The sequence below is a fragment of the Pseudomonas sp. NY8896 genome (genome assembly GCF_039634505.1).
Genome location: NZ_CP132351.1, coordinates 64,543 through 86,163, shown reverse-complemented (window position 1 = coordinate 86,163; position 21,621 = coordinate 64,543). Strand labels below are relative to the sequence as shown.

The window sequence follows — 21,621 nt, the reverse complement described above, 5'->3', positions numbered from 1 at the left end:
TCCTCGGCTATGCAGAGGCCAGACTTGCCTTGAATAGGCCGTCTAGCTTGTGGTTGTGATGTCGGGTTTCGATGCGGTGGAGCCAGCCTCTAACCTCCTCCAGTCCGTGTTCCTGAATGCCGGCATCGATGCGTCTGAAAAGCGCCTTCCAACTCGCACAGTGCGCAGAGCGGCCATACATGCCGCTCCCTTGTTGGATCGATTCGAACATGCAGCCGCCCTGGCACTCCTTAACAAATGGGCAGGCCTGGCAGTCGGCAGATAGCCGCCCTGAACGGGCCGCCAGAGCTTCTAACAGTCCCGTATCGATCACACCGTCCAATGCATTGCCCACCCGAGATAACCCCGCGTCCGCCATTTCTTGGCACACGTGTAGGTCGCCATTCGGCTCCAGGCTGAGAGACCGCTGAGTGCAGTCCGCTTGGAATGCGCAGGCATGTGGCATATGGTGGTTACCACCGGCTAAGGACGCCACGCGCGCGGTGGTGAGGTGGAAAAAGGGCTCCACGATAATCGGGTAGCGCATAAACCAGTCGTCGAAGGTCTCTAGGAGTGCCTTCATCGTCCGTTCTGCCCCTTGAAGGGCTTGGCCAGGCGTTCCTCCCTGAAACAGCGGACGAAGTGTCAGCATACGGCCTTCTCGTGCGGCGAGCCGAGTCTGTTGCCTAGCAGAGTTCAAGCCTGACTGATCCAGGACGAAGACCGCGCCCGGGGTGCTCCGCTGGTTTCGAAGGTAATGGTCTGCCTCTTTCCAGATCAGCCGGTAGTTGTCCGCCGAGCCTTTCACTGTGCGCGCCTGGCTGAAATCGTCGACCGAGGTGCCAAGGCGGCCTTCGAACAGGTCGTATAGTCGACTGATTTTCTCCGGAGTGCCGATCAGGTTGCTCTGTGCACCATCCTGCATCTCTATTCCGTGCTGGGCGCACACTTTTCGCAAATACCGAACGCACTCCTTCAGCTCTTGGAAAGGAACGGTGAGAATTTCGCCACCTATGTACTGGGCCGATAGGAACGTCGGCGCAGCCCCGAGCTGGGGGAGTGCTCGGTTGAAGATGAAGTCGATTGACTTCATGAAAGCGGCCGGCGACATCCGCGACGAGACATTCTCCATCCAGCTGCTGCAGTAGCTGCAGTCCGCGTTACATGACTTCGTCATCCGGATGTGCAAGGTGAAGGGCTGATGAATCATGCGGCGAGCTCCATGGCAGCCATTGCCTCCCGGCACATCAGCACCACTTCATCGAGATGCGCGCCCCCCAACAGCGCCCGAACTTGGTTCCCTGCGGCCAGGTCGGCGATGATATTTTCAACCAGGTGCGCGAGCTTCCATTGCTGCCGGTACCGGATTTCGCTGATCACGCGCACTGGATCGAAAGTCAGGTACTGGTAATTGCCAAACAGGATGTGACGGAAAAGCTCCTCACCACCCTCCTCTGCAGCGTCTGCATACCAATTTTTCGGTGTGTCGATCTGCGCGCCGATCGCATCATAGAAGAACAAGCGTTCGGCCCAAGACTTCCCGAACAGGGCGCCTGGCATCATTTCTACGAGCCGGGGTCGGTCGAACTCATTGAAGAAGCTGTCGTAGGCGCCGGCGAAAGAATCCTCGATCAGGGGGACTTCCCGGCCGCGTTCAATGTTCGCGGTCGCAACCCGGAGTCGAAGCGCCCCTTCCCGCTTCCTGGCTTCCATCACTGCCAGGTACTTGGAACGGTCGGTTTCAGCGCCAGCATTGGCCTTGGCCTGCAGCCATACCCGCTTTAGGCCAGGACAGTCTCCGTCGGCGATGATGCTGCGCAGGTTATGGTGAAGGTTCTTGTGCCACGCCCATCCACCGGAGCACACGACGGCAAACTCACATGTGCCACACTCCTCGTTGGGCATGCTGTGGCGCACCAGCATCTCTGGGGCATTGTTGAAGATTGCCTTTTCCGCGAACCGCAGGTCCTGCACTGAGAGTGGTTCAGTTGGCTGTATCGCCTCGTCACCAGTGTAGCTGGAGTTGAAGGTCACCTCGCCGTTCTGTTCTACCTCGAGGTCGTAGCTGTCATTACCCGGGTAGTGGAAATGGGTCGCGGTAACACACGCCGTCTCCATCTCCACCAACGGGCTGATGGTCACCCCGTCGGGCACCAACTCGCTCAGAGCAAGGATGTAGTCGGACACTTCGCCGTAGGTACAAGTCTTGAGAAAGTAACTCTTGCCGCTGCCTGCCGGGTAGAGCATGTCGCAGGTGATATCGGTGATTCCGCGGCTGACGAACTCTTCGACGATGAACATAGGCCCGCGCTCAATTACGGCCTTGCTCATGGTGATGCAGAGGGTTTTGCGCTTGATGCCGGTGATGGCCTCTAGCGTTTTGAAGTATCTGGGGAGAAGCTTGTCGTCCTTCAGGAACCGATTGGTGTCAGGCTCCCATGGAACAAACACATCCAACCCGTAGCCATATCGGTGGCCCATCTCGTTGAGAAGGCTGATGTACCCTGGGTCCTTGAAAATCAGGTTGGTACACCAAATGAGGGCGGCCTCGGCGTTGTAGTCGCGCTCCCATCCGGCCATGACCTCCAGGGTCCAGGGCAGATTTCTTTCCCAGTAGGCCAGCGGCATCATAGTCAGCTCGCCGCCGAGCAATTCGATGTTGATCTTGGTGACTTTCCGGTCTGCCTTGAACAGAGCTTCGATGCTATCGAAGGTCTTCCGGTAGAGGCCCTCATCCATCATGGCCTTATCCCGGAGCAGCTCTGGCTTCACGTAGCAGTGGGTACAGCCGAGGTTGCAGAGGCGAGTTGGTGCAATACAGACGTTGAGCATGTCCAGGGCGTTATGCACGGCACACCTCTCCAGAGGCGGAAATGAACACCAGTGCCGAGTCCTTTTGATCCCCAATGTCGGCGCCGACCACGTGCGGCACTCGAAGACGCCTGGCGTGCTGCATGAGATGAGACAGCGCAGAACCTTCGCGAACGACAAGCGCGCCTGCGCGCGCTATCAGCGGGAGATAGCTCATTTCCGCTCGGTCAATCAGCAGTGCGTCCCCTGGTTGGAACTCATCTTTGCTGGCCAGCCGCAGGCAGATGCCTTTAGCTGGTATTCCCCATACGAAAGCGTTTAGCCCTAGATCTCGGTCATGGCCTGCCAGTAGGTTAGCCAGCGGGAGAGGCCTGCTTTGCATTGCTACTGTTTCTAGCGCTGCCGCCCTGGAGTCAGTATCGGTACCAACTGAAACGTCTAGGGCTGACATGAGGGAGTTGACTGCCCCACGTTGCTCGATCTCGGCGAGCAATGGGCGCAAGCGCTTCAGTTCGTACATGACCTGCACCGCACATTCATCCTTCAGCCAAGCCATTGGAGAGTCGGTAGCCTGTATAACGCCGCCGAGAAGATCGTCTCCGTCCAGACTCGACTTACCCTGGATAGCGAAGCCATTCAGCGAAAGGCATCCCATGCGCTCAAGCAGATCGGCCCGGGCGTCCGCCTCTGCCTCTTCCAATGCCGCGCCAAGTACAGTCGACGATAGTGGCCGCGAAAAACCCTTGATGCGGGCCTTGATACGGAGTTCAGCTGCCAGAGTCGCCAACCGGTTGAATCGCCCGTACACGTCCCGAATTCGACCAAGGTCGTGGATGACCGCTGCAATCAGCTGTTCGGTCTCGGCAGAGAGGTCGGGGAGCCATAAAGTGCGCTGCGCCAGTCGTTCCCGATGCTCTGTTTCGAAAGCTTCAATGATCGCCGCGGAGGGAAATGCAATGGTCGGGGACATCCGGGTGTAGTCAACTGCCGAGGAAATGTCCTGATAGAGCGACAACAATCCGCCAATGAAAGACTTGGCTTGAACCAGCCGGTACCTGCCTACGGTCAGTTGCTCCCCCTTGATTGCGCAAGCGGCGAGTACGGCAGCTTCCAGCTTGCCGGTGTGTGCTACTGGAGCAACGACGAAGCGGCGATTGTTTTTGGAGATACGGTGCTTGAGGCCTATTCTTCCGAGTTGGTCAGTGCTGACCTGCAGGATGGTCAGCTTCCCCGATAACGAGCGGGCCCACTCAATACTCGTGGCCCCCATAACTCGCTGCAGGCGCAGCAGCACCCGGCAGACAGCCCGGTCTCTTGGGTCGAGCCTGTTTACATCCCATATCGGTACTGCAAAACGCGACGTTGCCGCGGTGCCTGCCGTAACCTGGTCAGCATGGCCTCCTTCGCAAATGATCATGTGGTCATCGGCTTCGGTACCGAACATAGCCACCCCGAATGTTTGGCCTTGAATCCGGGGCTGAACGAAACACATACCCTCCTCTCCAGAGCGCTCTATCTCGGCAATGACCTGAGCGGCCGAGGCCCAGACCTGGTGCTCGCCGTCGGCGTATAGGGAGTCGTAGATTCCAATAGTCGTCGCCTCACAGCTCTCCGACCGTGCAGCAGAGCGAACAATAGTTGGCTTCATGCGCGCCCAGCGTGGGAGATGTCTACCCGTCGAATTGACCAGGGCAGGGGTGATGACGACGCCAGGCAGGACGTGGAAGCCATGCTCCGCAGCTTTGGCCAGTAAGCGAATCTTCTCTGGTAGGTCGGTAGGATGTACGCCCATTGGGACAGTGAACCGTCTTTTCCGATAGCGCCGGTGCGCCGTCCAGCAGAGAGCACTTAGAAGACCTGCCGTCAGCTGCACAGCGATAACCCAGTCCGTAGGCACGTCGGCTCGTACCCACTCTTCAAGGGTCCAGCTAGAAACCTGGAAGACGCCGAGTGCTGCAACCGCAACCAGCCCCTTAGCGGCCACCGTTGGAGTTGCGCAGAAGGCGATGGTCAACACTAGGGCCAGTAAGGCGCTGAACAGGAGATAGCCCTTTATGCCATCTCCCAGAAGGGAAACGGCCTTGAAGCCCGCCTCGCCAAGTTCATTGCGGGCCTTGGCCGAGAATTCGCGCCAACCGTCGTAGAGGTCGGGATTCGACAGTCGCTCTCGGCTAAATAGCTCCGGCTCAGTGTTGATGCCCAGCCAGCCGGCCCCCTTTTCCGACAGGTATTCGCCGGCCAACAGTGAGTGGTAACTGCTGCGCCGGTCATAGCCCAGTCCGGCGTAAGTGGCAGTAGGGTCCAGCTTGGCCAACTCCTCGGTCATCTGGCCTCTGGCGACCTTTTCCATGTCGATGTGGACTGTCCCGCGAATGCGTTCGCGGGTAGTTGCCCAGTCTGCAGCAGGCTGGAAGTCCAGAAACACGACACGAGGCTTGCGTTCTAAGTAGGAATACGTTTCCGAGTTGCCGAATAGTCGTTCGTCATTCTTGAAATGCCGGTAGTACGGTGGCTTTACCAGAAGCTCATCCTCAGTCGGAAGGATGAACTGAGGATCGAGGCCTCGGGACCTGAGGAGAGTTAGGATTACCCAGGTATTACCGGTGAAGTAACCTTCCGCCGCAGAGATCAGGATAGGCCGATCGCCGATGGTGGCGACGATGTTATCCAGACCGGCGAGGAAGGTTGGAAGATCCGAAATCATGTCGCCATGAAGCCAGCCGTCATGTTCAAACTGGTCCCGGGTTGTGTCACTTATGATCTGCAAGCCAGGTGTTGCGGCAATCACCTTTGGGAATTGGCTTGGCAGGATGGCCCGAGGGTCTTCCTCATTTGCAAGGTGCTTCCAGCCGTATGGATGCAGAGATTTAGTGCCACCGACCAGAAATCGAACCTCAATACCGAGTCGGGCATTCAGAGCCTCTGAGATAGCAGCGGCCGAGCTTCCATACTGGTCGATAAGCACCACTGGCACCGACGATTCACGAATCAGCGCCAGCAATTTAGCTGGGCTTTTGCCGAGCTCTTTCGCTGACACTCCATTTCCGAAATCCTGGAAGAACGGTTCAGGCATTGGGTCAATTCGAACCGCGCGGATGGTGCGCTTGGCCAAACTGTCGATGAACTCTGCCGGGTCCATAGCCGTTGGCATCTGCGCCTGCTCATCCAGAGCAACTTCCCGAAACGGAATCTCGGTTATGCGTTCAGCCGGCGAGCCTGAGTCGATGAAATTCGCATCCAACTGACTCGCCCGCTGATCATTGAGCACCAGCGCCAGCACGGCCAACCCAGCGGCGAATCCCAACGCCAGGCTTTTCACCTTGCCATGCTTGCCCGAACAGAATCGGAGGTACCCAAAGACGCCAGCGGCGATCAGTAGTGCAATTACCGTTGACGGTCCGCCGAGGAGCATTGCGCCACCGGCGATAACGACGGGGAAGGCTTGCGCGTTGCAGGACAGTACCAGGGCAAATGCGCCCAGAATCCAAGTCAGACGCATGTCATCCTCTCTTTTGTGATCTGCCAGTCCCTTATTGCCGCGTGCGCCTTTCGCGAAAAAGACACGGCCTGCAGGTGGATGCGTGACAGGTACTCGTAAGCATCCGGGGTCAGGAAATGGTCACGGCGCTGGTCCAAAGAGTCGGCAATGTCTGCAGGCACGGCGCAAGTCATCCCCCACATGATCAGGTCCTCGAACTTGAAGGACACTTCAAGCCCGCTGTTCCACCGTGGGAAACCGCCTACAACTTCAATTGGTAGGTCCATCCACCTGGCCAACTGCACGGCATCCAGGATGAAGCCAGACAGGTGGTGATCGGGCCGACGGCGAACAAAGTCCCAGATGAGGGCATCATCGATCCCAAGGGAGTGATAATTGCCGGCCAGCGAATGCGCGATGATGGAAGCTTCCTCGCCGAAGCGACTTAGTCCACCCTCGAAGAGGACTTGTTTGCCCAGGCGATCGTAGAACCACAGCCGCTGCCGGACGGTGCAGCCGAAGAGCATTTCGGGTATCACCCGCACCACGACGGCAGATCTCACTGCATCAAAGTAGCCCTCGTAGTCGTCGACATAATTGGTTTCGAAGAAGGCTGGGGCCTCGCCGGCAGCCGCCCGTGCGATAGCTCTGATCCTTCTCTCGCGGCGGGCATTGCCGTATCGCGTCACACCCACTTGATCGAAGCTGGTCTGAGCCTGCTTTTCCCATAGCTGGAAGAATCCTGGGCAACTGAACTCCCCTTCCGGAGCAGCCATGTACTTTCCGAGCACTTCAGGTGAGAGCTGCTTGTGAGGGTACCAACCGGAGTTGCAGGCCTGCAGGTAGGCACACCCTCGACAGAAGTCATGCTCGTAGGACAGTTTTGCATCGAGCTCGCTGTTGTTCCCCCAAACCACCTTCAGCGCGGCATTCCGATCCCAAACATTCAGGTTGATGTATGGGCGCACCGCTTCAGTACCGGTTTGGTTCGGGTTCAGCGATAGCTCCCCGCGGTGATCCCAGTGGTACTCGTAGGCGTCGTTGAGTGTGTTCTGAGAACGGGAAAGTGTGCGGAGAGATTTCCTCATGTCGTCCAGATGGTCGACAGTCAGGCCGTAGGGAGCGCCAAGTTCAGTCAAATCCTCAATGAAACGGGCCACGTCACGGTAGTGCGGCTGCGCTCGATCAAAGTAGGACCGGCCTGATCCCCACGGGAAGATCATGTCGCAGGTCACGTCGCTGATCCCGCGCTTCACGAAGGTGTCGATGATGTACTGCGGACCAAGGTCAATGAGGCCCTGCCCCATCACCAACACCAGGTTGAGCATGTTGCACTCGCCCAGCGCTTCGATTCGTTCAAGGTATTTGGGGAAGATGGCCATGTTTTTGCCGAACCGGCCACTCTCTGGTCCCTCGAAGGGGATCGCAATGTCCATTGCGGGATGCCCCTTGAACTGCCTAAGCAAATCCAGGTAGCGGTCATCCTTCCACATGAGATTCGAGCAGAAGGTGAACTCGGTAGGCGTGCCGGCAGCATTCAGGTCGGAAATACGGTCCAGAACCCAAGGTAAGTTCCGCTCCCAGAATTCGAAGGGCATCAGCGTCGCCTCACCCCCCAGCACGTCTAAATGCAGATAGGTGACGGACTGGTCGAGATGGAATGCCTCGACGATAACCTCCACTTCGCGACGGAAGGTTGCCTCGTCTATGTATTCCTTGCGCCTGAGCAGGTCTGGTTGGATATAGCAGTGCTTGCAGGCCAGGTTGCAATTGAGATTGGTCGAGATGGTGGTACTCATCATCTCGATCGACCGATTGCGTGGAAGGGCGTAGGGCAGAATGTTCATGCCCTAATAGTGGAAACCGAGTGCCCCTAATTTGGAAAAAGGGATGCTAAATCGGGTTCCGCATTTTGGTGGATCTCAGCGAGGCCTCGCGCCGGAGTTGCATCGATACGAATTTGATCTCTGGCTCAGGGTGCTCTCCGGAAGCCCCCCCCGCCGGCGAGGGATGGGAGAGCACCCAGCGCAGCAGTTGAGTATTGTGGCCGGCCAGAATGAGGTCCTTGTCCTTCACTTGCAGGCCCTGGGCAAGTAGAGAGGTTTCCTCCACGATTGTGGCCAACTGGTCATCTGGCGAGGTTCTCACCCACTCCCAGACCATCGCGGGGTCCAGCTGCAGAGCCGGGGTGTCCCCGTATACCAGGTGCTCAATCACCAGGCGTTTCAGATCGTTGGAAAGAATTCCAAAATCGTCACAGCTTAGGTTTATCGTTGCTCCTACAGCCTGGTACGCCCAGATTCGCTCCATGAGCGGTCTGCCGATTTGGGCTCCAGGGTTCAGAGCAACCCGACCATTCTCCACCTGCTTTAGCCAGGCGTAAAAAGGCATGCCTTGGCCGGCCTTCTCGTCATGGACTTGTTTGGATGTGACGCTATCCGGCGGTGACTGGAGGATGGCACGCATGGCCTCATGATGAGTGTTCATCCGTGTATCGAACTCCCCGAATCGATCCTTCACTTTCGACCAGAGGCGCTTGTAGCCAGGACACTCAGCTGAGTCCCATGCTCGTACATCCTCCGGTTCGGCAATTCGATAGTGGTACCAGCCACCAGCGCAGTAGGAGTGGAACTCACATTGGAAGCAGTAGTCGTGGTAGCGGGAGAGTTTGTTATCCAACTCCGAGGTGTTATCCGCCAGAACCTTGAACGCCCAATCCGGATCGTCAATGTAGATCCTGGTGTCCCCGAGGGCGGCCTCCGAAGTGGTCTGTGAGGCATTGAAGCTGGTGAGTCCGTCTGGCTCAACCGCCAGGTCATAGCGGAAGTTGCCGATGCACTGATAGCTGGTGCCCCGGAACATGGCGCTCGTCATCTCGTCGGCCGGCGTGAAGGTGATGCCTTTAGGCGCTATCTCGAAAAGCCTGCACAGGTAGTCACTCATTTCGGCGAAGCTGATCATGTTCGGCTGCCAGAACGCCTTGCCTGAGCCGTAGGGGCTGATCATCTTGATGCTGAAGTCGGTGACACCCAGCGGTAGGAACTGTTCCAACAGATAGTCCGGCCCCAATTCGACCGTGGTCTTTGTGAGGATGACGTCGAGGATCTTTTGCCGCACCTTCAGGGCGCTGACTGTCTCGCGCCAGGCGGGCATCAGCTTATCCCGCTTACCGAAGCGGTTGGTTTCCGGCTCCCACGAGGTGTAAACGCACATTTCCGGCCAATCGCCGTACTGGTTGAACAGGTCGATGTAGTCGGCTCGCCTGCGCTGGTCAGAGAAAATGAGGTTGGAGAGGACGTTGACCGAGCCCGGTGTCTTGAGTTGTGCGTTGAAGTCCCGGCATTGCTCTAGGGCGAACGGCAAATTTCGACGCCAGAACTCGACTGGCATCTTGGTGATCTCGCCGCCGATGATTTCCCACTCGACCTCCTCCAAACCGCGGTCCAGGGCTACGAGGTCTCGGACACGGTCGAATACCCCCCGGAAAACCCCTTCCTCCATCTCAACGGGATTGGCCAACTCCAACGGATCGATGTAGCAGTGAGTGCACCGCCGATTGCACCATCGGGTAGCGGTGATGCTGATGTTGGCCTGATTCAACCGGGATTGTTTATGCACAGCGCATCTTCTCCAGTAGCAGGTCCCACATTCCCTTCCCACCCGCGCACTCCCCAGAGCCATCGGTGACTGGCACATGGGCAGGTCCGCCGGAGCAGTAGCTGAAATGAGGGCAGGACCTGCAAGGCAGGAGACGGCGCCGTTCGGCAATAACGCGGGCCAGGCGCCGGGGTGATGAGAGCAATTCGTCAAGAGGTGCGTCTTGGAGGTTTCCAAGGAACGTCCCTTCGAGATCGGAATAGAGGGGGTTTGTCGTTACAGATCCGTCCGGGTTCAGGGTCAGAAATCGATCTTCTGACAGGACGTTAAATTGGTTGTTGGCCTCGCCGGCTACCTGTTCCAGTGCGCCGATGGTAATCCCGGCGTCCCTAAGCTGCCGGCCATGGGTGGCTTCCAGCGTGTGAAGGAAGGTCCAAACGGCTGCATAGCTTGCGGTGAGCGGGAGCTCCGGCGCCGAGGATGCTTGGTAGATTGGCTCTGCCAGGAAGGTCCGGAAGTCAACAGAGATGTCGAACTCCCAGACCTTAGCCTTCGTAGAGAGCATAAGCTCCGCCAACGCGGTCGGGCCGCGCTTGATGGTCTCGGAATTGAGTTCGACGTTGACGGTACACACCACACCCGCATCCCAGAAGCGGTTCAGGCCAGTGAGGAAACGCCGGGTATACAGATCTTCTGAGCCCGATAGGCTGAACTTGTGCCCTAGGGCGAACGTTGTCTCAACCTGGCCGTTGAAAGCCGAATGAGAGAGATCAATGAGCCAATTGGGGACAGAAAAGCAGTTGGTCACCATGGTCTGGGAAGCGTGTGGGAGTAGGCCTCGGGCCTGGTCCACGTACAACTGCATGCGACTAGGGCCCACGATTGTTGGCTCTCCACCTTCCCAGATCAGGGTCACCGGGCGGTCAGCCCAGAAATCGGATGTCAGGAAGGCTTTAAGCGTGTAGGTGGGGAGTCGCTCACCGGCGGCCCGGTTGGCCTCGGTTAAATAGCAGCGCTTACAGTCGACGTTGCACTGGCGCGTTACGTTGATGAACCCAACAGCTTCAGACCTTGCCATCACTCCCCCTATCCCCCCATCCCATTGAGATGAGGGACCGATCAGCCGACAGCGATGAGTCCGCTGGCGGGTGCAGGTACTGGTTTGGGTGATGAAGGCGGAGGCGGGCTCACATGGTTTCCAGCCTCAAGAACTGCTCGAATCATGGAAAGGAACTCACCAGTGGCCAGCGCTGCAATCTTCGGCTCAACATCCATCGCCACGGCTATGCGCGACGCAACGGAACCAGGTTGAACAGTTCCGTGATCGAGGTTGATGCGTTCTTGCACCTGCAGGGTGGACTCAACGCCTGCCCATGCCTCGTCCATCTCATCGATACCGAATGCTGCAGCAAATGCAGCACCTAAAGCATTGGCGAGTTTGGCCTGGCGGGTATTCACCGGAGGGGTAGCCTGCCCTTCAACCGCGGGCTCATCCGGTGGTAGATACTTATCCAATACCGTGTGGACGCCGTGCTTCAGCTCGTACAGCATGCCGGCTGCGTTGGAAAGGCTAAGCCCCGTGGACTTGCTCACCATCCGAATGAGATTGGGCAGAGGAGTTCGTAGGTCGAGTTCCTCCTCCAGGATGCGCGCTCGGGAGTCACGGAACTGCGCTTGCTTGAGGTGAATTGCCTTGGCCACCTTTTCGAGGATCTCATTGAAAGCATCCTCAGTCCCAAAGTGCTCCATGATGACGTCGTGAATTACGACTTTCACGTGCTCCATAACCACTTCAGGCATGCCATCGGTGAATAAGGTATTCATCATCTCGTCGGTCGAGATGGATGCCGGAATGTGCCCTGCCGCCACACCGAAAAGGTATTCGAGGTAGCCATCGATTGGCGCGACACGGATATTCGATTGAGGCGAGGAAAGCCACATCCTTCCGTAGGTACGGAGTACCTCGCAGTAGCGTTCCACTTTCTCGTCGACGACGGTGGTGTGCCCTGGCGGGAGCAGGTTGATGTTGAAACCCGAGGATTCAGCGTGCATCAGCAATTCGTCGGGCGATACGGAGCAATCGTAAGGGATGTCGATCGACACCGAATTGAGACTGCCGGCAGCCAAGATCAAGCTGAACGTGAAGTCGTCGCTGGGAAGGTCCGGTGAGTCTGGGTGACTCTGCGCGCGCAAGCCCAAGTGACAGGCATCGCGAGGGATGCGCTTGAGCGTCGTGTCGCACTCTATGTTGAAGTACGAAACGTCCCGCTTGATCTCGTGCTCGGGCGAAGTCTGAAGATGGCTGGACTGTGCAAGGAAGATCCCTTCAAGGTCCGAAACTCTCATTCCAACTTGAACTGTCATGGAACCCCCAATCAGCGCCAGCCACGCGAGCCATGGCACGCGCCGTGGCAGGCACCATGACAAGCGTTATGGCAATAACCCCAGTCGCCGATCCGGGTGGAGTCCATATCTTTTGCTGTGGCTGTGGCCGCCAGCAGCATGTTGTCGATGCCGCCCACCATGTTGCCCACCACGATCTCGCTCAACACCTTCTGGTGTTGTTCAACCATAGGCTTGATCGGGTTCATCTCCAGGATGGCGCGCAGACGGGCGATTTCCTTGTCTGCAGCGAGATCTTCAGTCGACTGCTCCACAGTGAATGACTTGTGAGTTTCGGCGTAAGCGCTGGCGGTCAAGGCGCTGACCGCGATTGCGACCATGACTCGATTGCCGGTGAACTGCTTCATCTTCCCCTCCATTTCTACTTGCCCAAAGGGCAGATTCTTACCCAGCGATTGCTATCAATCCGGGGTTGTCTCTGGTTGCGATGTGGTCATTCAGAAGCCTGAACGTCATGTATCCCCCTGCACACTCCTGGCTCTCGTCCATTCGGGGCGTGGCCATACAACCTGAGCTACAAATAGGCTTGAACTGGCAGGTAGTGCAGTCCATTTGACGCTCCACTCGGGCAGCCTCAAGCTGGGTGTGCTCCACCACTGCCACTCCAACCGCATTCCGGTTATCCCGCTCCGAGGTCAACGCAGTACAGGCGGAGTAATAGCCGTTCTGGTCGAACGTATGGAATCGAGTATCACAAGCGCCGGAGAGACACCCGTAACCTCCTCTCTCACCGCGGCGCAGTCGTTCCACGCTGGCGATAAGCCCATCCAGCGGAGAGATGTTCAGTTCCTGCCGACCTTCCCGCTGCTGAGACATGAAGCGGCTGTAGGCCATGGCAAAGCGTCCAGTCCACATGCTGTAGTCGCGGTTCGTGACTCCGAGCCAATCCCAGTTGGTTATCGCATATCCAGTTCTGGTCAGCCTCTCAAAGTGGGCCAGTGAAATTCCGCGCTCGAGAAGGAAGTCAATGAGGTCAGTTGGGTTCCTGAACCTGTTGATCAGTGGTTTGGTCACCGTGATGACCATGTACGGTGTCAGCTGAAGGCTTTGGAGTGCGTGGATGTTGGCCCAGAACTTATTTTCGAACTGCTCGTTCGATTCGGGACGTCCAGCCCTTAGAAGGCGGATCTCCGGGTCCCAGGACACCCCGACAATGCCATCAAAGAACTCGTGATAGAGCTCAGCCCAACGTAGGTCGAAGGTCATCAAGTTCGTCTGAAGCGAGAAACGCACGTCGAACTCGGACAGTTCAGTCTTCAAAAACACAACTGTTTTGCGCATGAACTCCTGACCAACCAGCGTTGGCTCCCCCCCGTGGAGCTGGAACAGCAGGACCTGGCCTGGTCGAGCAAAAGAGCGGACCTTCGTCGGAATCTGCTCGATATTTTTCCAGTCCATCCGCTTCGGATTGTTGGGGATGAAACAGTGTTGGCAGTGGAGATTGCATGCCTCGATGAGCCGCACATAGATCATGTGATCGAAATCGGGTGCCCCCTTGCTCATGCGATGCGCTCCAGCCCGATGGTGTACGGGTCAAAGGGCAGCGCGCCTGCCGCGGACAGGTAGCCGGTAGCAAATCGGCGCCCCTCCTCGTTGGCAACAAACTCTTTGACTTTCGCTAGGTGTGATCGATAGCCGGCACACTCCCCTGCACCGGTATGAACCTGGTGATCGGTGATTGGGCAGCCGCTCTTGCACCACGACCGGAACTCGCACTTACGGCAGTGATTCTCGATGTGGTCGATGTGTTGAACCTTGATCCAGCCCAGTCGTTCAGGGCTGGATTGGAAGGCATCGATGCCGTCCTGGACCTTTGGCCAAAGGTCCGTCTCGTACTCCATCCGATCCGGGCAGGTGTTGAGCGCCCCGTCGGGATTAATCACTAGAAAGTCGCGCTGGCAGGTTCCGCCCCAGCGCTCGCCGGGTTGGTTGTGCAATACCCCACCAATGGCTGCTGCCACGGCATTGTTTGTTACGCAGGAACCGGTCCGTCGTAAGTCTTCTATCGACACATCGAACAGGTCGCTCAGAAAATCGCTGTGTTCCTTGTTGCTTGGACGGTCTGCGTCGGCCCCGTAGGGGTTGTACCGCTCGATGTTGAAATGGGTGAACCCGTGTTCCTTGAACCACCCATAGATCTCCGCTACTCGAGCAAGCTCATTGCGCGTCGGCACCATGATTGGGCCCACGTGAAGACTATGGGAGCGGGCCAGGTGGACCTTCTCGAGCCACAGATCGATGTACTTGCTATTGGAGCCCTGTATGGTGCGGCCGCTGAAGTCGATAGAGGAGCCGACGAAGCCATCACACCGCTCCTGCAAAAATGGGATGTGTGAACGACGCAGTGGAATGAGCGAGGTCTGGATGGCTTCCTGAATTTCAATTCCGGAGAGGCCGCGCCGCACCTTGTCCGAGAGATCCATGAGTACCCCGGCACTCATACTTAGCGGCTCGCCTCCGTGGTACAGGATGGAGACTCGGTCGTGCCCCTCCCGCTCGGCCAGGTTGCGGATCAGATCCAAGCTGTCCTGGAGGGTAGCCTCCGACATACGGGACTTATTGGCCCGCACATCCTCTGGGAGGTAGCAGAAGTCGCAACCTACGTTGCAGAAGTTTGTTGGCTTGAGATAGACCTGAAGCATTAGTTCACCCACCCGTATGCGGAGAGTCGCGCGCGGGCGCTATCGGGAGTGATGCCGAGCTTGTAGAGAATGCGGTCAGCCTCACCAGTCACAACCGACTGCTTGAGACGATTGAAAACCATCTTCCAGCTCTGGCAATAGCCGAACTTGCCCCCCATCCCTTTTTCGAAGAGCACCGCATCGCGGGCACAGCCGCCCTCGCATTCGGTGAAGTGCGGGCACGTCTTGCAGTCTGGTGGAAGGTTGACTGCTCGCCCCATGATTTCTCGGGAGGCAGGTGATGCGGTCAGCGCGGGGGCGATGTCGGCACCCGAGTAGAACTTAACCTCAACCGGTTTCGCTTCCTGCACCTCACCGGTAAGGATGTTGCCGAAGCGAAAGCGCTTGTCGCCGAAATCGCTGAATTCGCTGCAGTTGTACACCGAGCCGTCAGGGTCGATGGTCAGGAACCGACCTCCACAGGACTTGGTCCAGGGGCAGAGCATGCTCTTGTAGCCAGCCACCTTCTGCAGCATCAAGTCCAGCGGCGTGATGCGGAAAACCGGTACTTCATCGATCCAGCGGTCGTAGAGATCGACAAGCATCTGCCCATAGGTCGCAGGGTCAATGAGCATGCCCGCCTCCCTGGCACGACCAGCGGGGTAGGCGTAGTTGAACCGGATGTCGAATCCAGCCGAGCCATATGAGAGGGCTCGCTCATACATGTCCATTGCGGCCGTGGCCGCCCCTTCGTCGTAAACGCCGATTACGAGCGGTCGAAAGTCGTCGGCGATTACCTGGTCCATTGCTCGCCAGAACAGACGGTCATACGTCTCAGCGGAGCCTTTAACCGTTCGGTATTTCTTGTAAGGGTCGAAACTTGTAGAGACCCGGCCCTCAAAGATTTCCGAGAACACTCGCTTCCAACGATCGGACTTGTACCCCAGAAGGTTGGTTTGGATTGCAAAATGAACGCCACCATGCTGAGCCAATGCGTACTCAGCGCACGCTTCGAAGAAATCGGGGCCCATGAGCATTGGCTCGCCGCCGTGCCAGATCCAGTCGATATTTGGTGTGAACGATGGCTGCAGGCGATCAAACATCCGCTTGAAATCATCAAGCGACCAGCTGCCCTCGCCGTCAGGGGGCGCAGAGCAGTAGGTGCAGTCCGCGTTGCAGTTTTTGGTTGGCTTAGCGATAACGACTGAATATGGCATTAGGGGTAATAGCAGTAGACGTCGACAAGCGACTGAAGGTTGTTCCGCTCTACCTCAGAGCCAATGATGTTCGTCGAAACGATCCAGTAGCTACCGTAGTCGAGGAGTTTGTACTCGTAGCCGAAGGCCCCGTGGTTTACCTCTCCCTCCTGCCAGCCACCACGCATTGTTCCTGGGCGCAGAGATGCTCTTGCAGATCCTCCGCCCGGGCACGCAGGCTTTATAACTCCGTCGCTGTGTCGGACAAGGTAGGTTCCCTTCTGCACGAAATTCGGCAGCAGATCGATGAGGTTGGCGTTCCCCCGTTGACGAAGGGTTACGTTTTCAACCGAAAGGTTGGTCCCATTCTCGATGGCCACCTCGCCGCCATAGGGAGTGCTGAGGATCAAGCGCCCAGCATCCGTTTTTACTCGAGCATCCGCACCACCGTTGTTCAGATACATGTTCGAAACTTCGTTGATCGAATTGCTCCCAAGCAACAACGGGGTGCTCATCCGATTCATCTCAGGGTCACCGGTGTAGACTCGAGACAGCTTAGAGTTTAGTGCGGGCTCACTGCCTGGAATCCCGATCGTTGAGCGAATGGTGTACGTCGCTGCATTGCTGATCACTGTCCCAGGCAGGTTGTTCGCAACTACACCATCCCAGTCTTGAGCAATGCTTTGGGTGATCGAGAAAGTGTTTGCATTGCAAGCTGGGGTAACTGCCTGGTTGTACTTGTTGGTTGCGCTGATGCCGGCAAGTGTTGGTGGAGAGGTGCTCTCAAGCACGCTTTTGGCATTTGCACAGTTGCTTGCTTGGCCTGGCCACGAGCCATTCTGCATGCGGTATGAGCGTGCAGCGTCCAGAAAAGACTGAGTTTCTTGCGCAGTCAGGATTGCACGCTTCTGGTTGAGCTGCTCCATGTACCTGGGTGTGGCATAGACAGCAATCATAGCCATCACGGCCAGCACTATCGCCAATTCAATCAGCGTGAAGCCTCTCATCGAGGCCTGGGAATTAGCGCGTCGTTTCTTCATGGAGGATTCGCTTCTGATAAGACACCCAGGCGGAAGAGGAGCTCTGCGTCGGCCTGGTTGTGATGATAATCCGGGTGTTTGTCCCGACGTTCTCTGTGATGTAACCACCGTAGTTGTTTTCCTTGAAGGGCAGATCTACGGCTATGTAGCAGCGCTGCGAGTCGAACTTAACGAGGATGTTTGAGCCAAGAGGGTTGGTAGCTGGCAGGCGGTAATCGGCACTCAGCAGGTTCTGAAGATCCGCTGTTTTCGACCAGTTGGTCAGTGATCCATATGTATGGGTGACCTTAAGGTTCGCCCCGACGGTGGAGGACACTGCTTTTGTCCGCGCAATCTCGCACACAGGAATCAGGTTCTTGGCCTGCTCAATCGAGGAATTGATTTTTCCCTGCTGATACTTCTCCATCGCGCCTGGAAGGAGCGCGACCGTCATGACTGCGACGATTGCCAAGCAGACTGCCAGCTCGATGAGGGTGAAGCCGCGGGAACGAACCATAGCCACAGTCATCGCATGGCCGACGCGAGGTTAATGATGGGCAGATAAAAGCCGATCGCGAACATCATGATGGTCAGGAGCATCATTGAGAAACCGATGACCGATGACATCTGGGCTACCTTCTCCGAATGCCGTAGGTAGTACGCCTTAAGAGCATCAGCCATATTGCTCAGCACGTTGTCTCGGCCAGCTGGTGACTGGTTGTCGAAACCCTGGAGGTTCTGAGTAATCAGGGGTGGCCACTCGGGGTTGTCGAAAACATCAGATAGCTCACGGCCCTCGACGAGGCGTGCGTGAGCTTCTTGATAGAGAGCATGTGCGCGGCCCCGCGAGCGTTGCATCATGAACTTGAAACTTTGGGGGTTAGTAAAGCCACTGCTGAGCAGTAGCTGATAAGTCTGAACAAACTCCAGGCCCATCCGCACCTTGTTTCTCTCATTGAGAAACGAGAAACCTGGCAGGTTCCTCACCATTTCCCATACCCGAGCACGGAACACATAGATCCCGGCAGCGATTCCAAGCAGGACGTAGAGATACTGGGTATAGACAGTGTGCAGAAGCAAGATCAGCTGGCTCAGGGAGTTGAGCTGCAGGTCGAGGCGCTGTACATGGATGAAGTCGTGGATAGTTCCACCTGCCCATAGCGGAATGCCGATGATGAAGCCAAGACCAAAGCATGCGTTGATCATGGCTTTCTTCATCAGAGCAGAGAACTCTTTCTTCGCTGCCAGACGTTCTGCGATTGCTTTGGATGCCCTGTTCAGAGCATCAGGCAATCGCCCTGTCTTGTCCCCGGCCTCAGCCAGAAGGACCGCGGTCTCGTCGAATCGAAGAAGCGACAAGTATTCTTTTGGGGTTTGACAGGAGTCGATTTGAGCAAATGTGATCTTCAGTGCTTTGTAGTCCACTGACTCCTGGACCGCCTTACCGAAGGTCTTGCCTGAAGAAATTTTTGAAGCAATGGCTGACAACATGAGGACCTGCTCGACAAGGGGAAACTTCTTGTCGAACAAGGCCGATTTGATACCCCCGAGGTGGTCAACAGCAACGCTATGGATGACCGACTCGGGGATGCCGGACATGGCAATGGCCTGCTCTTTTGTTTCCGCCTCAACACCGACGGAAACCACACCACCCGATTCACCTAGATACTTCAGTTGGTAGTAGGCCATGGCCAATCCCTTAGTTGCAGCGGTACGCCACGGTCACTTTGGTGTTACCGGTCGCGGTTGCGGAGTTCTTCACGATGTTGTTGCTCTGGTTCAAAGCGGATGCCAGGTCGGCAGCGGCGCTGGTGTCGGTGCTGTCGATGGTGTAGCTGATGGTCACCTGGTTGCTGGTGACAGCATCAACGCTCCAGGCTGTGTTCCAGACTGTCAGGTCGGGCAAGCCGCGTTCCTTCAGCTTGGCTGCAGTGATGGTGGTCGTGCTGCAAGTGTTGGTGCGGCTCACCTGCCGGGCGATTGCACCGGGGAAGTCTTTCTGCAGCTGAGTGATCGCAGTGCTCAGCTTGGAGTCTTCACGCGCCTTGAGCATGCCCGGCAGGAAGAAGGCAGTCAGGATTGCGATGACCCCCAGCACAATGGCCAGTTCGATCAGGGTAAAACCCTTCTGGCGATTACCTTTGGTACTACGTTCGATCATGGATCGTTCCTTTTGTGTGAGTTTCAAGCTTGCTGTTGTGCAACCAAGACCACGTGCTGACTTGTCAAGCAGCAGTCAGGCTCGACCACTTAGTTGCAGCGGTATGCCACTGTGACTTTGGTGTTGCCCGTCGCTGTTGCGGAGTTCTTCACGATGTTGTTGCTTTGGTTCAATGCTGTTGCGAGGTCAGCAGCAGCATTGGTGTCAGTGCTGTCTATGGTGTAGCTGATGGTCACCTGGTTGCTGGTGACAGCATCAACGGTCCAGGCTGTGTTCCAGACAGTCAGATCGGGCAAGCCGCGTTCCTTCAGCTTGGCTGCAGTGATGGTGGTTGTGCTGCAAGTGTTGGTGCGGCTCACCTGCCGGGCGATTGCACCGGGGAAGTCTTTCTGCAGCTGAGTGATCGCAGTGCTCAGCTTGGAGTCTTCACGCGCCTTGAGCATGCCCGGCAGGAAGAAAGCAGTCAGGATCGCGATGACCCCCAGCACGATGGCCAGCTCGATCAGGGTGAAGCCCTTCTGGCGAACATGCTTGGTACTACGTTCGATCATTGATCTATTCCTTTTCTCTGTGTTTTTCCTGGGATTGGATCTGGCGGTTACAGCTGTGGTACCAACGATGAAGTGCTCGCTTCGCGGGTGGGGCGAATACCCGCTTTCTCCTGTAGATTCTTCGGTGCGCCAACTCGATCAGAGAGGTAGGGGCGTAGCTCTTTTTCGAGCTGCTCGAACCCGATCACACCTTCGAACACCAGGCGTAAACCATCGTCCCAGAGGTCCTTGAAGGTCCCTTCTGCGATTTGGGAGCGTCTCAGCAAGCTGGGGGAGATTCCATTCAAAATGGCCTCCTGAATTTCCGGCGTAAGCTCGAGTACCTCGATGACACCGCGCCGTCCTTTCAATCCGCCAGATTGGTGCGATCCGTTGTTACACACCTGACAGCCTTTGGGGTTTGCTCGATAGAGCTTGAGATCGCCGTTGCTGCCGAACACCGGGTTCGAGCCATACAAGGCGAATCGCTTCTCATCAGACCGGAAGAGGTATTCGACTTTGCAGCTCTTGCAGAGGCTGCGGACCAAACGCTGGGCCATGATGGCTTGCGTGTTGGTTGCGATAATGTCTGTCGGAATATCCATCCTGCCGAGGCGATCCAGCGACTCGTGGGCATTGTTTGTGTGCAAGGTGGTCAAGACCAGGTGACCAGTTTGGCCGGCTTTGAAAGCGTACTCGGCGGTCTCGTTGTCGCGGATCTCTCCAAGTAAGATCACGTCGGGGTCTTGTCGCAGCAATGCACGGAGCGCGGTAGCAAACGACAAGTGCTTACCGCATTCGGTATGCGACATGCCCTCATGCTGGATCTCCACCGGCTCTTCGATAGTGTGGTAGTTCCGGTTCGGGTCCTGGCCATAGATGTCCAGGAGCATCGCATTGAGAGTTGTGGTCTTACCTGAGCCAGTAGGGCCTGTAACGATGATCAAGCCATTGGGGGCCTCACCCAATCGCCGGAGCAGCGCCTTGTTTTCGGCAGACATGCCCAGTCTGTCCAGGTTGGCCAAGCTCGTGTCGTTGCCCAATAGACGAACCACAACCTTGGGGGTGCTCTCCGAGCCCTTGGTGACAGGAAGCGTGCTAACCCGCAGGTTGATTTTCTTGTGGGTCGAGACCGCGAAATCAAACTTCCCATCCTGGGCTGCGTTCAACTCCAGGGTAAGGCCGCAGTTGTTCTCGATAATCACTCGGCAAATAGCCTCGTGAATTTTGGATGTGTAGAGCTTGCGAGTCAGAAGTTCGCCGTCGATTCGCAACCGGACTTGAACCTGATCACCTTGTGTAGGCTGAAGGTGGATATCCGAGGCATTGAGCTTTGCCGCCTCGCGCACCAGGTCTTCCACACGCTGTGTTGCTCGGGCCTTAAGCTGCTCGCTGTCATGGACTGCGCTATCATCATCTTCAGTTTCGATGGCCTTGATCGCTTCCAAGCGGGTCAGGCTCACCACACCAACCTTTGGCTGGTGAATGTTGTGGGTCCTGGCGAACCCTGTGGCACGCTCGTGCATCCGTTTGTGGAACGGATTGGCCATGAAGATGGTGTTGCCGTAAATGAACCATGGCTCCCCTTCAGGGCCCTGAGTAATCGAGAGCCCTTCCTCCAGCTCGAAGAACACTTCACGGCCGAGCGCCTTGCCGATCGCTTGGGCAACTGCTTCGTCGTCCTTGCAGACGCGGAGGATGTCGGGAACAACCTGCTCGATGACTTCGGATACTGGTTGCGTATCAGCTTGCTGTTGCGTGATTTTCCCCGCCTCAACCAGATTCCGCAGGATCTTTCGTTGAATCCCCTGGATGTTATTGCTCAT

The 21,621-nt window shown here is 56.9% G+C and carries 17 protein-coding genes; all 17 read right to left on the bottom strand.

The window, feature by feature from the left end; translation table 11 throughout:
- Positions 1-7 precede the first annotated feature (7 nt).
- Positions 8-1,189, bottom strand: coding sequence for an SPASM domain-containing protein (locus Q9451_RS31950; protein ID WP_010794331.1), 1,182 nt, complete (start codon positions 1,187-1,189; stop codon positions 8-10).
- Complete coding sequence (locus Q9451_RS31945; protein ID WP_010794332.1) at positions 1,186-2,829, bottom strand: radical SAM protein; 1,644 nt, start codon at positions 2,827-2,829, stop codon at positions 1,186-1,188. The genes Q9451_RS31950 and Q9451_RS31945 overlap by 4 nt, the downstream gene beginning before the upstream one ends.
- Positions 2,822-6,289, bottom strand: coding sequence for a PEP-utilizing enzyme (locus Q9451_RS31940; protein ID WP_010794333.1), 3,468 nt, complete (start codon positions 6,287-6,289; stop codon positions 2,822-2,824). Before Q9451_RS31940 ends, Q9451_RS31945 begins: the two co-directional genes overlap by 8 nt.
- Positions 6,280-8,115, bottom strand: coding sequence for a radical SAM protein (locus Q9451_RS31935; RefSeq protein WP_010794334.1), 1,836 nt, complete (start codon positions 8,113-8,115; stop codon positions 6,280-6,282). The genes Q9451_RS31940 and Q9451_RS31935 overlap by 10 nt, the downstream gene beginning before the upstream one ends.
- A gap of 46 nt (positions 8,116-8,161) precedes the next feature.
- Positions 8,162-9,886, bottom strand: coding sequence for a hypothetical protein (locus Q9451_RS31930; protein ID WP_010794335.1), 1,725 nt, complete (start codon positions 9,884-9,886; stop codon positions 8,162-8,164).
- A complete protein-coding gene (locus Q9451_RS31925) occupies positions 9,879-10,943 on the bottom strand; it encodes a radical SAM/SPASM domain-containing protein (RefSeq protein ID WP_010794336.1) in 1,065 nt (354 codons plus the stop codon). Before Q9451_RS31925 ends, Q9451_RS31930 begins: the two co-directional genes overlap by 8 nt.
- Positions 10,944-10,984: 41 nt before the next feature.
- A complete protein-coding gene (locus Q9451_RS31920; protein ID WP_010794337.1) occupies positions 10,985-12,229 on the bottom strand; it encodes a hypothetical protein in 1,245 nt (414 codons plus the stop codon).
- Positions 12,230-12,240: 11 nt separating this feature from the next.
- Positions 12,241-12,615, bottom strand: coding sequence for a hypothetical protein (locus Q9451_RS31915; protein ID WP_010792555.1), 375 nt, complete (start codon positions 12,613-12,615; stop codon positions 12,241-12,243).
- 37 nt (positions 12,616-12,652) lie between these two features.
- Positions 12,653-13,771: a radical SAM protein gene (locus tag Q9451_RS31910; protein WP_010794338.1), complete on the bottom strand. Its 1,119-nt coding sequence runs from the start codon at positions 13,769-13,771 to the stop codon at positions 12,653-12,655.
- On the bottom strand, positions 13,768-14,910 hold the full coding sequence (locus Q9451_RS31905) for an SPASM domain-containing protein (RefSeq protein WP_010794339.1): 1,143 nt from the start codon (positions 14,908-14,910) through the stop codon (positions 13,768-13,770). Before Q9451_RS31905 ends, Q9451_RS31910 begins: the two co-directional genes overlap by 4 nt.
- On the bottom strand, positions 14,910-15,992 hold the full coding sequence (locus tag Q9451_RS31900) for an SPASM domain-containing protein (RefSeq protein WP_031628701.1): 1,083 nt from the start codon (positions 15,990-15,992) through the stop codon (positions 14,910-14,912). The genes Q9451_RS31905 and Q9451_RS31900 overlap by 1 nt, the downstream gene beginning before the upstream one ends.
- 113 nt (positions 15,993-16,105) lie before the next feature.
- Positions 16,106-17,125: a type II secretion system protein gene (locus Q9451_RS31895; RefSeq protein ID WP_223290565.1), complete on the bottom strand. Its 1,020-nt coding sequence runs from the start codon at positions 17,123-17,125 to the stop codon at positions 16,106-16,108.
- Positions 17,106-17,621: a type II secretion system protein gene (locus Q9451_RS31890; protein WP_021263643.1), complete on the bottom strand. Its 516-nt coding sequence runs from the start codon at positions 17,619-17,621 to the stop codon at positions 17,106-17,108. Before Q9451_RS31890 ends, Q9451_RS31895 begins: the two co-directional genes overlap by 20 nt.
- A gap of 8 nt (positions 17,622-17,629) precedes the next feature.
- Positions 17,630-18,793, bottom strand: a complete 1,164-nt coding sequence (locus tag Q9451_RS31885; protein WP_010794343.1) for a type II secretion system F family protein — start codon at positions 18,791-18,793, stop codon at positions 17,630-17,632.
- Positions 18,794-18,803: 10 nt separating this feature from the next.
- Complete coding sequence (locus tag Q9451_RS31880) at positions 18,804-19,265, bottom strand: type II secretion system protein (protein ID WP_021263644.1); 462 nt, start codon at positions 19,263-19,265, stop codon at positions 18,804-18,806.
- 89 nt (positions 19,266-19,354) lie between these two features.
- Positions 19,355-19,816 carry a type II secretion system protein gene (locus Q9451_RS31875; protein ID WP_057391478.1) on the bottom strand — a complete coding sequence of 154 codons (462 nt, stop codon included), beginning with the start codon at positions 19,814-19,816 and terminating at the stop codon, positions 19,355-19,357.
- 47 nt (positions 19,817-19,863) lie between these two features.
- Positions 19,864-21,621, bottom strand: a complete 1,758-nt coding sequence (locus Q9451_RS31870; protein ID WP_010794186.1) for an ATPase, T2SS/T4P/T4SS family — start codon at positions 21,619-21,621, stop codon at positions 19,864-19,866.

Bases quoted from the DNA above. Each gene is read 5' to 3' on its own strand.
- Q9451_RS31950 (WP_010794331.1), bottom strand. From the start codon at position 1,189: ATGATTCATCAGCCCTTCACCTTGCACATCCGGATGACGAAGTCATGT.
- Q9451_RS31940 (WP_010794333.1), bottom strand. From the start codon at position 6,289: ATGCGTCTGACTTGGATTCTGGGCGCATTTGCCCTGGTACTGTCCTGC.
- Q9451_RS31935 (WP_010794334.1), bottom strand. From the start codon at position 8,115: ATGAACATTCTGCCCTACGCCCTTCCACGCAATCGGTCGATCGAGATG.
- Q9451_RS31925 (WP_010794336.1), bottom strand. From the start codon at position 10,943: ATGGCAAGGTCTGAAGCTGTTGGGTTCATCAACGTAACGCGCCAGTGC.
- Q9451_RS31920 (WP_010794337.1), bottom strand. From the start codon at position 12,229: ATGACAGTTCAAGTTGGAATGAGAGTTTCGGACCTTGAAGGGATCTTC.
- Q9451_RS31915 (WP_010792555.1), bottom strand. From the start codon at position 12,615: ATGAAGCAGTTCACCGGCAATCGAGTCATGGTCGCAATCGCGGTCAGC.
- Q9451_RS31910 (WP_010794338.1), bottom strand. From the start codon at position 13,771: ATGAGCAAGGGGGCACCCGATTTCGATCACATGATCTATGTGCGGCTC.
- Q9451_RS31905 (WP_010794339.1), bottom strand. From the start codon at position 14,910: ATGCTTCAGGTCTATCTCAAGCCAACAAACTTCTGCAACGTAGGTTGC.
- Q9451_RS31900 (WP_031628701.1), bottom strand. From the start codon at position 15,992: ATGTTTGATCGCCTGCAGCCATCGTTCACACCAAATATCGACTGGATC.
- Q9451_RS31895 (WP_223290565.1), bottom strand. From the start codon at position 17,125: ATGAAGAAACGACGCGCTAATTCCCAGGCCTCGATGAGAGGCTTCACG.
- Q9451_RS31890 (WP_021263643.1), bottom strand. From the start codon at position 17,621: ATGGTTCGTTCCCGCGGCTTCACCCTCATCGAGCTGGCAGTCTGCTTG.
- Q9451_RS31885 (WP_010794343.1), bottom strand. From the start codon at position 18,793: ATGGCCTACTACCAACTGAAGTATCTAGGTGAATCGGGTGGTGTGGTT.
- Q9451_RS31880 (WP_021263644.1), bottom strand. From the start codon at position 19,265: ATGATCGAACGTAGTACCAAAGGTAATCGCCAGAAGGGTTTTACCCTG.
- Q9451_RS31875 (WP_057391478.1), bottom strand. From the start codon at position 19,816: ATGATCGAACGTAGTACCAAGCATGTTCGCCAGAAGGGCTTCACCCTG.
- Q9451_RS31870 (WP_010794186.1), bottom strand. From the start codon at position 21,621: ATGAGCAATAACATCCAGGGGATTCAACGAAAGATCCTGCGGAATCTG.